Annotated in this window: 9 protein-coding genes; all 9 read right to left on the bottom strand. The window is 59.7% G+C overall.

The features are described 5' to 3' along the window. Positions 1–50: 50 nt before the first annotated feature. Positions 51–788 (bottom strand): cephalosporin hydroxylase family protein, encoded by a 738-nt coding sequence (locus tag ACSQ87_RS08710; RefSeq protein ID WP_150655081.1) that lies wholly within the window; start codon positions 786–788, stop codon positions 51–53. Positions 789–805: 17 nt separating this feature from the next. Further along, entirely contained in the window at positions 806–1,876 is a 1,071-nt protein-coding gene (locus tag ACSQ87_RS08705) for a class I SAM-dependent methyltransferase (RefSeq protein WP_223431615.1), read from the bottom strand. Then, positions 1,866–2,723, bottom strand: coding sequence for an NAD-dependent epimerase/dehydratase family protein (locus ACSQ87_RS08700; protein ID WP_223431631.1), 858 nt, complete (start codon positions 2,721–2,723; stop codon positions 1,866–1,868). The genes ACSQ87_RS08705 and ACSQ87_RS08700 overlap by 11 nt, the downstream gene beginning before the upstream one ends. 11 nt (positions 2,724–2,734) lie before the next feature. Next, positions 2,735–3,295, bottom strand: coding sequence for a dTDP-4-dehydrorhamnose 3,5-epimerase (gene rfbC / locus ACSQ87_RS08695; RefSeq protein WP_223431616.1), 561 nt, complete (start codon positions 3,293–3,295; stop codon positions 2,735–2,737). Next, the gene (rfbG, locus tag ACSQ87_RS08690; RefSeq protein ID WP_223431617.1) at positions 3,292–4,374 is read right to left on the bottom strand and encodes a CDP-glucose 4,6-dehydratase; all 1,083 of its coding nucleotides are present in this window, start codon (positions 4,372–4,374) and stop codon (positions 3,292–3,294) included. Before rfbG ends, rfbC begins: the two co-directional genes overlap by 4 nt. Then, positions 4,356–5,129 (bottom strand): glucose-1-phosphate cytidylyltransferase, encoded by a 774-nt coding sequence (gene rfbF / locus ACSQ87_RS08685; RefSeq protein WP_223431618.1) that lies wholly within the window; start codon positions 5,127–5,129, stop codon positions 4,356–4,358. Before rfbF ends, rfbG begins: the two co-directional genes overlap by 19 nt. Before the next feature lie 225 nt (positions 5,130–5,354). Next, on the bottom strand, positions 5,355–8,927 hold the full coding sequence (locus ACSQ87_RS08680; RefSeq protein WP_223431619.1) for a glycosyltransferase: 3,573 nt from the start codon (positions 8,925–8,927) through the stop codon (positions 5,355–5,357). Between the two features lie 93 nt (positions 8,928–9,020). Further along, positions 9,021–10,586, bottom strand: a complete 1,566-nt coding sequence (locus ACSQ87_RS08675) for a flagellar hook-associated protein 3 (RefSeq protein WP_223431620.1) — start codon at positions 10,584–10,586, stop codon at positions 9,021–9,023. A 13-nt stretch (positions 10,587–10,599) separates the two neighbouring features. After that, positions 10,600–12,666 (bottom strand): flagellar hook-associated protein FlgK, encoded by a 2,067-nt coding sequence (gene flgK, locus ACSQ87_RS08670; RefSeq protein WP_223431621.1) that lies wholly within the window; start codon positions 12,664–12,666, stop codon positions 10,600–10,602.

Raw genomic sequence — 12,666 nt, 5'->3', positions numbered from 1 at the left:
TCTCTATCCCCGCAACCGGCCAATGGCCAATAACCCGATCCAAATGTTGATTAACGAACGCGACGCAGGTAACCGTCGGGCGCCACGGTGATCAGCAGCTTGTTTTGCAGCTGCTGGTCGATTTCAAAGTTCTTGTTTTCTTCCAGGTACTTCCACACGGCAGTCTTCGGGTTGTCACCCGGGCCCCACGGACGATCTGGAAAGAAATCGGCCGGCATGTCTTCGACCACGGTGTCCATGACCACGCAGTAGCTGTCCACCGAGACCAGTGGCGCATAAAGACGAAGCTCTTCAAGCACGTGATCATGGGTATGGTTGGAATCGAGCACCAGAATGACTTTTTTGCCTTCGGCCAACGCGCGCACTCGAGCGGCGATGGCCGGGTCCGTGCTCGAACCTTCGATCATGGAAATGCGTTTGCTCATCGGGTGGCTTTCGATGGCTTCGCGGTTGTGCGCACGGATGTCGAGATCGATGCCCAGCACTTCACCGTGGCCCTGCAGCTCCAGAAGCGAGGCGTAGTAAATGATCGAACCACCATGGGCGATACCGCATTCGATCACCAGGTCCGGTTTGACCTGCCAGATGATTTCCTGCATCGCCATCATGTCTTGCGGCAGCTGGATGATCGGTCGCCCCATCCACGAGAAGTGGTAGCTGTATTTGTGCTTGGCCGATTTATTGAAGAAATCCTGGGCCAGAGCGGTCAGCTCCTGGTCGTCGCCCTGACGGGCGATTTCTGCCTGACATTCCGCTTCGAAGGCTTTATGGATCGTGTTGTCGGTCATTTTTGTAATCTCAATAGTCACTGGAACGAAGCGCTGTCGACGGCGTGATAGACGTAGCGTCCACCGGTCATCCGCTTGATTTCTTCGAGGTAGTTGGAGTTCATCACAAACAGATTCGCACCTTCAGGCAGACCGTCCAGGGCCTCTTGCGGCGAAGAGACACGTACCCCGCTCAGCGGCAGATAACGGCCCTGCTTGGACGGGTTGATGTCCACCACATGCTCGACAGTCACACCGGCGCGCTGCAGGAACAGCGAATAGATCACGCCCTTGGATGAGGCTCCCCAGATGCCTGCGCCCTGAGTGCCGCTGGCGCGAATGATCTGCACCGCTCGCCCGATGCTGGCGGTGAAATTATCCGCGAGCGTGAGCAGTTGCGGCGCCTCGACCGGTGCTCGGCGCAAGGTCGACAGGTCCGCGACGATGTACAGGTACTGCCCGCCAAACAGGTGCCCCGACTCGTGCACCGTGCCGAACAGACCGCGCAGATCCGCAAGACGGAAGTAATTCACATGTTCGTAGAACACATCGAACCAGGCGTTATGTTCGACAATCCAGTCGAAGCAAGGCACCTCGATGTAAATCTGCCCACCCTGATTGGCGCTGGCAATTTCAGCCAGGAAGCTCACCGGATCGCTGATATGTTCCAGAACGTGGCGCAAAACGATAGCGTCGGCGGCCAGCCCCAGCTCCTTGGTGAAGGGGGCCTTGATGACTTCGACGTTGTCACCTTCGTAGGAGGGGTCGATACCGGTGATGGCATAGCCCAGCTCGCGCAGCATCTCCAGGAAATAACCTTTACCGCAGCCGACTTCAATCAGGCTTTGCCCTTTGAAATGATGAGCAAGAATGGCCTCGACATCATTCAAGTGCTGCTGGAACTGAACCGAATGGGCCTGTTCGTTTTGATAGTCGGCGTCGTAGCTGAGCTTGCTGGCGTCAAAGGCCTGGTTGAAGATCAACCCGCTCTGGCTGTCCTGCACCAGCACGATATCGGCGCTGCCCGAAGCCCGGGCCTGCTCGGCGCTGGCAAATGTGCGGTTCTGGAGTACCGGCAGCCCGGCCACTCGATATAGCTCACGCTGCATGTTCTTCTCCTGCCAGTTTCGAAATCCGCTGGGCCACGCCCCAGAACGCCATGGGTTCATGGGCGGAGTAACCGTAGTGCCCCAGATTCAGGGCGATGGACGATTGACGCTGACGAACATGCTGCTCAACCAGCGCCCTGACGGAAACCGGTTGCCCGCTGCAGCAATTGATGACGCCTTCCACATCGCGACGGGCGATGAGCATCGCCAACAGACCCGCGGCCTGCCTGATTTCCAGGTAGTCACGCAGCTGGTCGCCCGCCGACATATTGAACTGAGCGTCACCGGCGTCGATGGCCCGGTCGAGGCTGGCCAACAGGCTGTTGGGGTTCTGTCCCTCGCCATGCAGATAGAACAGCCGCGCCCACTGCAAGGTGAACGGACGCTCACGCTGCAAGGCTTCAAGAAACAACCGCAAGGTGTGTTTGGCCAAGCCATAGGGGGTGTTGGGTTGTGCCGCCACCGCCTCGCTCAAAGGGCCACTTTGCAGCCCGTACTCGAAACAGGTTCCGGTGACCAGCACCTGGCTGACGCCGGCCTCGACCACTCGTTTGAGAAAAGCGTAATCCAGCGGCAAGTTGCGCTCGAAATGGAACAGCGCCTGATAGTTCGGCAAGCCGGTCCAGGCCAGGTGCGCGATGGCATCGACCCCCTCGGCCAAAGCCGTCACATTCAGATCCGGGGACTGGATATCAGCAGCAACGAATTCCACGTCGCCAAACCACGGCATCGCACGGGCCGCTTCGATGTTTCGCGACACGGCCCGAACCTTGAAGCCTTTGGCAAGCAAGGCACTGACCAGATGTCGCCCCACAAAGCCACTGGCGCCGGTGACCAGCACTTTCATTGCGCGAGCTGTCACAGCACGACACCGCTGAAATGGTCATCCAGCAGTGGATGGCCGGCATCCTTGGCCGACAAGTTCTTGACGGGCAACGGCCAAGGTATGGCCAATGCAGGGTCATTGACCGAGAGGCCGGCTTCATGGGCGGGGGCGTAATCCGCATCCGTCAGATAGAGCACTTCCGAGTCGTCGGTCAAGGATTGAAAACCATGGGCGAAACCCGCCGGGATCAGCAGGCTGCGCCCATCGTCGGCACGCAGCTCTTCAGCGTGCCAGTGCAAATACGTGGGCGACTGCGGGCGCAGGTCTACCACCACATCCCAGACCGCGCCGCGTATGCAGGTAATCAGTTTGGACTCGGCGAACCCGGCTTTTTGGTAATGAAGGCCTCGAACGCTGCCCTTCTCGGCAGTACGCGAATGATTGATCTGGCGGATAGCGAAAGGTCGGCCCTGCACCGTCAGGCTGGTCTGGCAAAACAGGCGGGCAAACCGGCCTCGATCATCACTGAACACTTTCTGCCGAATCAAAAACAACCCTTCCAGTTCCAGCGCCTGGAGCGTGAGTTCGTTCATGACCGTTCCTTGTAAAGATTCAATTGATTCAGGGTGACCGCACGCATGTCCTCGCCATTCTTCCAGGCCAGATGCCAGTCCAGCGTATGTTCAAGACACTGCCGCAGCGACCAGCAAGGGCGCCAGCCGAGCAATTGCTGCGCACGACTGCTGTCCAGTCGCAACAGGCCGGCCTCATGCAGGTCGCTGGCCTCGATACGCAGCCCGGGTGCCTGCGGCCAGCGGCTGGCCAGCCGCTCCACCACTTTTCCGACGGTACACATATCGGCATCACCCGGGCCGAAGTTCCAGGCCCCCGAATACGCCGGGCCCTGCTCGTACAAGCGTTCAGCCAACAACAAGTAACCGGCCAGAGGCTCCAACGCGTGCTGCCAGGGACGTACCGCTTGTGGGTAGCGCAAGGTGACCGGTTCATTCGCGGACCAGGCCTTGAGTACATCCGGGATCAGCCGCTCCGGGGCGAAGTCACCACCGCCCAGTACATTGCCGGCACGGGCAGTCGCCAGGGCCAGGCCATGCTCGTCATAACGTTCGGCGGCGAAGAATGAGGCGCCGTAGGATTGCGCCAGCAGCTCGCAGCAAGCTTTGCTGCTGCTATAGGGGTCATGCCCGCCCAACGGTTCGTTTTCACGGTATGGCCACAGCCATTCCTGATTGGCGTAAACCTTGTCGGTGGTCACCAGCACACAGGCACGGACACCACCGACCTGACGAATCGCTTCGAGCAGGTTGAGGGTTCCCATGACATTGCTGGAATAGGTGCCCAACGGGTCGCGATAACTTTCACGCACCAGCGGCTGGGCCGCCAGATGCAGGACGATCTCCGGTTCGGTTTCGGCGATGACCTCAAGCAAGGCACCCAAGTCACGCAGGTCGCCGCGCTGGTCGTTGATGCCTTCGTGAACACGCGCCAGTTCGAACAGGCTCGGTTCGGTGGACGGATCAAGCGAAAACCCGCTGACCTTCGCACCGAGGCTTTGCAACCACAACGTCAGCCAACTGCCTTTGAAACCGGTGTGGCCGGTGATCAGGACTCGCTTGCCCTGCCAGAACTCCGCGTTCAGTCCCACTGCTTCCATGGGGCCTCCCCGCTCTGCCACAACGCTTCCAGATGATTCTTGTCGCGCAGGGTGTCCATTGGATGCCAGAAGCCGTCGTGCTGGAACGCATGCAATTGTTCTTCGCCCGCCAGTCTAGTCAGCGGTTCGGCTTCCCAGGAAGTTTGATCATCTGCGATGTAGGGCAGCACTTTGGGTGACAGCACGAAGAAGCCGCCGTTGATCCAGCCGCCGTCGCCGCGAGGTTTTTCGGTGAAGCCCAACACCGTGTCGCCATTACGCTCCAGGGCGCCATAACGGCCTGGCGGTTGCACAGCGGTCACTGTCGCCAGCCTGCCATGAGACCGGTGAAAATCTACCAGCGCTCCGATGTTCAGATCCGACACACCGTCTCCATAGGTGAAACAAAAAGCTTCTTCGTTTTCCAGATAACGCGCGGCACGGCGCAAACGCCCGCCGGTCAGCGTCTCTTCACCGGTGTCGATCAGGGTGACACGCCATGGTTCGCTGTAATTCTGGTGAACATCCATGCGGTTTTCACGCATGTCGAAGGTGACATCGGAGGTGTGCAGGAAGTAGTTGGCGAAGAAGTCCTTGATCGCATAGCCCTTGTAGCCAAGGCAGATCACGAAGTCATGAATCCCGTGGGCCGAGTACTGTTTCATGATGTGCCAAAGAATTGGCTTACCACCGATCTCGATCATCGGCTTGGGCTTGAGGTGCGACTCTTCGCTGATCCGCGTACCGAGACCACCTGCCAGAATTACTGCCTTCATCGCTGTCCTCTTGCTCTTCGCGCGGCCCGTACCCCGCAGGGGTAGGCGAACCGTCAGATGCACATCATTTGCCCGCAGCCAGTGGTCGTTCACGCCCTTGGGGTGAAGGTTTTATGGCGATATACGGGTGACTTGCAGGAAGTGAGCCAATTGCGCAGGACAAAAAAAACGTCCGAGTACGGGTTACGTTCGGACGTCTTTTAAGGTTGAGGGTCAGCGACGAAATCAGTCCGGCAACCAACCCCACAGCCAATGCTGAAGGTTGTCGCCACGCAGCATGAAATCACGATGCACCGCTTCACGCAGTTCGTCGCCCATGCGGTAGCTGGCATCCGGATCGGCCAAGTGCATGCGGATCGCTTGCAGCCATTCGTCCGAGCTGTTGCTGTAGACCTTGGTGCACGGCAAGTGGCCGCGATAGGCCTCGGTGTCGGTGCAGATCACCGGGTAACCGCAAGCACCGTACTCCAGTAACCGCAGATTACTTTTGCAGTCGTTGAAGATGTGGAATTCCAGTGGTGCCAGTGCCAGGTCGAGGTTCAGGCTCGCCAGTTTGAACGGGTAGCTCTGCAAGCCGACGGAGGAATGAAACTCGTGGATGTACGGGCGCAAGGCGTCAGGGCACATGCCAAAGAACACCCACTCGACCTCGTTCGCCAACTCGCGCACGACCTCGGCAATGATCTCCAGGTCCCCGGTATGACTGGTGCCGCCACCCCAGCCAACGCGCGGCTTGCTGGAGGTTCGGCGGCGGCTGGTCAGTGTCGCCCACGGGTCCGGCGACAGCATGTTCGGTACTACGCGAATCTCGCTGTGCATGCTCGATAACGCGTCGGCCAGCGGCTGGGTCGTCACCACCACACGATCACACAGTGCGATGCCTTCGCGCAGCATCTGTTCAGTGTTGACTGGCTTGTTGCGGGTGTGGGTGTTTTTCTTCGGCGCGCTGACAACGTAGTCGTCCAGTTCGAAAATCCGAAGTGCACTGGAGTATTTCTTTATGCGCAAAATGTCACTGACAGCACCTTCACTGTAGCGACATTGCAGGATGATGGTGTCCGGGGATAACCGCTCGATCTCCACCGTCGATGGAGACTCATAGGCGAAGCGGGAAATCACTCGTCCCGCCGCCTCGAGTTCCTTCATTGGCCCGGTGACACGATAGTGTCCGACCGCAGTGCTGTTGACCGGCAATCCCAGAATCAGCGGCAAGGCACGGGTGCAAAAAGGGTTCCAGTTGTCGCGCAACGACGTCTCCAGGCTGAAACTGGAAAACCCAAGGCTCAGCGCGGGACTGTAAGCCGGATCCTTGGCGATCTGCGGCAGCCATTTGCTGTAGAACGCGTCTTCCTCACGCTCGCGTAGCGCAGTCGTCGAAGTCGACCGTGACGCACCGGCCTGCGACGCCAATACCACGCTGGCATAGGGCGTCCAGACCACCAGATAGCCGTCCTTGCTCGCCCGCAAACACAAATCGACATCGCTCAAGCCGAGGCTGAACGTGGCCTCGTCCAGTCGGCCGAGTTCTTCAAAAACGTGTTTACGTACCATCAGGCATTGACTGCTCACGGCACTCCAGCTCTGGGTGACCTGCAAACGCTGCATGTAACCACGACCGTTCGCGGCCTCGCCAGCAAACGGCGAACCGACCGGCCCGGCCAGCCCCAGGATCAACCCGGCACTGACGATGGCTCCCTCGGGACTCAGCAGCCTGGCACCCACCACGCCCACTTCGGGACGCTGAGCATGGTTGAGTAACTCGTCCAGCCAGTCGCCATCGCAAATCACGGCTTGCGCATCGAGCAGCACCAGGTAATCGCCCCGCGCCTGACTCGCCGCGAAATTACGAATGGCCGCTTCGTTGGCCTCCCCAGCGTAATTCAGCACCCGCAACATGGCGGCACCGAGTTGCGCCATTGCCGCCAGCCACTCGATCATCGCCGGCTCATCACTGCCGCTGTCGACGATCAGGATTTCGTACTGAGCGTAAGCCGTACGCTCAATCAGGCTTTCGGTACAACGTTGCAACGCATACAACGAGCCACCGGCCTGGATGATGATCGATACCAACGGACGCGCGACGTGCAGGTAGTCGATGCGATTGATCAGCGGCAGCGCTTCGTGACGTATCCTGTGCGGCACGCCGATACGATCCAGATGAGCCCCAACCATACCGGCGTTGCGCTCGATCACCTCGGGCAGCGACAGCCAATCGGCAAAGGCCAGACTCGACTCCACCTGAATCTCGGCGATGTGCTCGACGATCTGTGGCCCGGCCTCTTCAACCAGACGCCACAACAGATCATGGGGCGCCAACTCACCGTGAGCCGAATCAAAACCGCCCATCGCCATGAAGCGCTGGCGCTCAAACGCCAAGGTTCGGCCGACGTAGGGATAAGCGCGCATCAGGTCAAGGTTGAAATCCGGCTTGAACACCGGGTCGACCGACTCGCCATCGGTCAACTTACCTTCATCGCTATAGGCGCACAGAATGCCGGGCGACCCGGCGATACGCTCAGCCAGAACCAACAACGCCGACTCGCGTAAGGTGTCGCCCGCCCGCAATAAGTAAAACCAGTGAGTGCCCTCCAGTTGGGGCACCACGGCATTGAGCTGTTGCGCCCAGTCTGCCTGGAATGGCAGCTGCAGGAGGCGCTCATCAGTGTCGCAATGAGCATCAGATACCACCACCACCGCCTGCGGCGCATAGAGCTGGGCACGAAGGCTCTGCAACGTCATGTCCAGCGCAGCCACGTCAGCGTCTCTATCAATCACGATCGGTACGATTTGCGGACGCGACGACCAACTGTCGATGCGCTGCGGCATCAGGCGTTGCTCGACCTGCGAAAACCTCCGGATCGCCAGCCATTCACGATAAAAATCTTCGTAGCTCTCACTCTCTCCGCCCACTCGGCCACTGACCACCGTGTTGCGGTTACCGAGAATGCGCGTGACGCACAGCTCTTGCCATGCGTGAGGTTGATCCGTGACATTGGCCAGGTCGATGTAACGGACCCAGCCCGACGCCGGTGCCGATTCGCCGCTGCGTACCGCGAGCATCTGCGCCAGCCAGCTCCACTCCACCGCAGCGGCCTTGAGCATCTCCGGGGTTTTGCTGAGTCGTTGCGGGTACAACCGCTCGGTGCTCAGCACCGTGTTGAGCGACACCAGATTGCCGCGACGCATCAGACACACAAACAGGGCGAAATCGAGCATGGCGACGAAACCAGCGCCTTCCTGAATCAGCGCCGGCAACAACTCCAATACATCGGCCCGACGTATCAGGGTCGAACTGAAGTTGCCGAGGAAATTCTTTGGCGTACCTTCGAAGATCGCCAGCATGTCGTCGCCTTTCAGCAACGCATCGTTCGGCGAGAAGCGGCAGTTGTCGATCCGCGGCGGCAGGAGGAAATTACCGGCATCGCTGAGCATCCGCAGGGCAAACACCACATTGACATCGGCATGGTCGATCAACACCTGAGCCTGCAAGGCAATACTCGGCGCAAACAGACGGTCGTCGTCACACAGCACTTTGATGAACTCGCCCCGGGCTTCTTCTACGCAACGCAGCACGTTTTTCTGCAAGCCCAAACGGTGTGGATTACGCAGGTAGCGAATCGGGTGCGCCGGCTCGACAAAGCTGTCAACGATGTCGCGGATCTCGTCGCTGGAGGAGTCATCGCAGATGACGATCTCGATCTGCTCGTAGGTCTGGGCGAGCGCACTTTCCAACGCCTGGCTGAAAAAGCGCGGGTTGAAGGCAGGGATGACGATACTGACGAGGGGGCGTTGATTCACGACGGGAAACTCTCGAGCGGCGGGCCTCCCCCTTTCAGGTAGAGGCCACGGAACCGCTTAGGAAAAGACGGTTACAGCTCGACTGGCACAGACTCAGACCTTGTTGAACAAGCCCAGCTGAGCAATCTTGCTGAAGGCCAGTTGCGAGGCTTGCAACATGGTTTGTTGCAAGGTCAGACGGGTCATCACTTCAGCCGGATCGGAATCTCGGATCGACGATTGAGTCTGGGCATTGGCCAGGATCAGACTCTGGTTGGTATCGCTCTGGGTGGCCAGGGCTTGGCCACGCCCCCCCACCGAACTCAACGCGCTGGACAATTGGTCAGTGCCGCTGGCCAGGTTGGCATTGCCCGCAGCCAGCGACGCTTGCAGCTTCTGGGTTGCGATCGCATTGCCATTGGTTGGCGTGTTCAGCGCAGTTTTCAACTGGCCCACGGTGTCCAGAATGTTCTGGGTTTCGTGGGTGTTCACCGCAATACTGAACTGATCACCCGCACCCGGAGCACCGGTCAGCGAAAAACTAACGCCCGATGCAGTCGCCACACCGGCAGCCACAGAACCGGAAGACACCGGTGTGCTGCTGGCAGTCAACGGCGCCGCGTACAAGTCAAATGCGGTGGCGCTGGTGAACTTCAGGATCGCCGAGCCACTCGGGAAACTGGCGTGGTAGCTCGCAGGGTTAGTGACGCTGCTGCCGCTGATCTGTGTCGCCGACGGGTTACCCGGGCTACGGGTCGCGGTGAAGGTGTCGGGCTTGGCCGCCAGGGTAAAGCTGTGGCCCGGCAGCACGGTCGCCGCAGTATCACCGACGCCCAGATTGATATTGAGGGTCAGCTCGACGCCGCGGAAAGTGACCGCCTGACCCGCTGCGGTGGATGGATCGAACGCGCCGCCCTGACTGGCTTCGGCGGTCACGTCGGTGCCGGCCGAGTCAGTGATTTTCAACTGGGTGCCGCTGACGAAGTCCACGGTGTACGGCTCGCCGCTACGGAACTTGTTGTTGTAGGTGATGTTTGACGACACCTGGCCGTTGGACAGGGTGACGCGGCCGTCATCCACGGCCGGCGCGGTCATGGTGACCTGGCTGCGGCTCGTATTGATCGCCTGCTGGAACGCATCCCAACCGGTGCTGTTGGTTGCCATCGACATGGTGTCGCCGATTGCCAGATCCAGTGTTACCTGATCGCCGTTGTAGCTGTAGGTACCGTCGTTGTTGCGCGAGAACGGCGCGGTATCACCCTTCGAGCCGGAGAAGATGTACTTGCCGTTCTCGTCCTTGCTGTTCATCAGACTCAGCAATTGCTCTTCGATCTGACCCAACTCCGAAGCTGTGGCCTGGCGATCGGCGTCGGTGTACCCGGCATTGCCGGCACTGACAGCCAATTCCTTGGCGCGGGTCAGCACGTTGTTGATGCTGGTCATCACCGCCTCGGTCGTACCCAGGGTCGCCTTGAGGGTGTTGGTATTGGCCGCGTACTGATCGAGCATCGAAGCCTGTTGACCCAACTGCAGCAAGCGCGAAGCGCCGACCGGATCATCAGCCGCCGTGTTCACGCGAACCAGGCTGCTCGCCTCTTCGCTGCTCTTGACCACGTTGGCGAAGTTTTTCTGGTAATTGGCAGCCGAGGACTCGTAAAACTGGGCGGTAGAAATGCGCATGGACTACGACTCCTTAAATGCTGTTGATCAATGTGCTGAAGATTTCCTGCGCAGCCTTGATGATCTGCGAAGAGGCGGTGTAGTACTGCTGATACTTGACCAGGTTGCCGGTTTCCTCGTCGAGGTCGACACCCGACAGCGAGTCGCGCGCACCTTTGGCGTTCGCCAGGATGGCTTCGGTCGCGGCGCTGTCGAGCTTGCCCTGGGCGGCCTTGGAACCAACGCCTTCGACCAGTTTGCCGTAAGCGTCGTTCAGCGAAATACCTTTGCTGGCGGAGCCGGTGTCCACGGTCTGTGCGGTTTGCAAGCCGGCCAGTGCGGTGCCGTTACGGTTGTCCAGGCTGCCCGGCTGACTGAGCGAGACGTTGATCCCGGCGCCGTTGCTGGGGGAGCCGGCGATGGTCATGCTGAAGGCCGCGGTGTACTGAGTGGCAGGCGCAGGCGGGATCGGCGCACCCGTGGCGTCCTTGAGCGGAATGCTCAGGCTCAGGGTGTTGCTTTCACCTGGCTTGATGGTGCCGCTGCTGATCAACCCGCCCTTGGCATCCAGGAACTGGTAGGTCTGACTGGTGCCGTCGGCGGACACCGCACCAAATACAACCTTGGTCGGCGTGGAGTTTTTCAGGCCGTTCTGCATCGCGGTGGTGGTCGCCGCGTCGTAGATATCGAACTGGGTGGTCAGGGTCGGTTGACCGCTGGCCGGGATCGTCAGGGTGCCGCTGCCACTGCCGCTCGCCGCAATAGCCGCACCCAACGGTGCCGCGATGGCCAGACGTTTGGAGTCGGTCATCTCGGTCTTGATGTTGGCGGCCGCATTGCGGGTCGGGGTGATCTTGAAGGTATCGCCTGCAGCCGCGGTGCCACCGGTAAGATTCAACGAGAAACCGTCGATCACCGGCGCTGGTGTGGTCAGCGTGCTGTAGCTGCCAATAGACGAATTGTCTGGCAGGCGCTGCACGGTGTAGTCGGTGGCGCTGGTGAACGTCACCTTGTAATCGTTGATGGTCAGCTTGCCGGAGTCTTCGATGCTGACATCGAAGTTGCCCGAACCCACGCTGTTATTGCCGGAGGCGATGCTGCGCTGAGCCATCTGCGCGGCACTGTTGATGCTGTTGAACAGGTTCGAACCGAAGTCACCGTTCTTGTCGATGCCCTGGGCCTGAATGCTGTTCATCTGATCGGCGACGACTAGAGCGACGCGACCCAGTTCGTTCATGGCCGGGTCGAGCACGGTGCTGCGATAGCGCAGCAAACCGCCGATTTCGCCACCGGTCATGATCGACGTGATATCGATGGTGCTCGAACCACGATTGAGTTGCAGCGCCAAGCGGTTCGGGTCGTCTTTGCCCGGCACGACTTCGAGTTTGTTGACAGTGTTGCCCATGACCAGCGGCTGGCCGCTGCCCAAATAGATATCGACGTTACCTTCGCGTTCGACGATCTGCGCGCCGGTAAAAGTCGAGAGCTGGCGTACGGTCTCGTTACGGGCGTCGAGCAGCTCGTTCGGCATGCCGCCGGAGCTGGAAATCTCGGCAATCTTCTGGTTCAACTGCGCCACGGTGGTGGCCAGTTTGTTGACCTGATCGGCCATGTTCGTCAGGTTGCCGTTGATGTTCGCGTTTTGCGCGTTCAACTGGCTGGACACCGAATTGAAACGGTTGCTCAAGGCCTGGGCATCGCTGAGCAGCAACTGGCGCGACGCGTCGTCGCCCGGCTTGGCGTTGACGTTCTGCACCGAGGCGAAGAACTTGGTCAGTGCGCCATTGAGGCCGGTGCCGCTGTCGGACAGCAAGGTATCCAGTGGCGTGACCTGACCCAGATACGCCGCCGAATCGCTGTTGAGCGAGGTGGTGGTCTGCAGTTGGGCGTCAAGGTAGCTGTTGTACACCCGGCGTACATCGGCCAGCGTCGTGCCGGTGCCAATGTAGACATTGCCGAACTGCTGCGAGGCTTTGGTGCCCTGCACGGTCTGCTGACGCGAGTAACCCGCGGTATCGGCGTTGGCGATGTTGTTACCCGTGGTCATCAACGACGTTTGGCTGGCTGACAGCCCCGACATCCCGATATTGAGCAAACTCAT

It is taken from the genome of Pseudomonas sp. LjRoot277 (genome assembly GCF_964253845.1).
GTDB lineage: Bacteria > Pseudomonadota > Gammaproteobacteria > Pseudomonadales > Pseudomonadaceae > Aquipseudomonas.
This window is presented reverse-complemented; position numbering and strand designations above follow the sequence as displayed.

What these genes read in the sequence shown, in the direction of transcription:
- ACSQ87_RS08710 (WP_150655081.1), bottom strand. Translation starts at nt 788, where the DNA reads ATGACCGACAACACGATCCATAAAGCCTTCGAAGCGGAATGTCAGGCA.
- ACSQ87_RS08675 (WP_223431620.1), bottom strand. Translation starts at nt 10,586, where the DNA reads ATGCGCATTTCTACCGCCCAGTTTTACGAGTCCTCGGCTGCCAATTAC.
- rfbC (WP_223431616.1), bottom strand. Translation starts at nt 3,295, where the DNA reads ATGAACGAACTCACGCTCCAGGCGCTGGAACTGGAAGGGTTGTTTTTG.
- flgK (WP_223431621.1), bottom strand. Translation starts at nt 12,666, where the DNA reads ATGAGTTTGCTCAATATCGGGATGTCGGGGCTGTCAGCCAGCCAAACG.
- ACSQ87_RS08705 (WP_223431615.1), bottom strand. Translation starts at nt 1,876, where the DNA reads ATGCAGCGTGAGCTATATCGAGTGGCCGGGCTGCCGGTACTCCAGAAC.
- rfbF (WP_223431618.1), bottom strand. Translation starts at nt 5,129, where the DNA reads ATGAAGGCAGTAATTCTGGCAGGTGGTCTCGGTACGCGGATCAGCGAA.
- rfbG (WP_223431617.1), bottom strand. Translation starts at nt 4,374, where the DNA reads ATGGAAGCAGTGGGACTGAACGCGGAGTTCTGGCAGGGCAAGCGAGTC.
- ACSQ87_RS08700 (WP_223431631.1), bottom strand. Translation starts at nt 2,723, where the DNA reads ATGAAAGTGCTGGTCACCGGCGCCAGTGGCTTTGTGGGGCGACATCTG.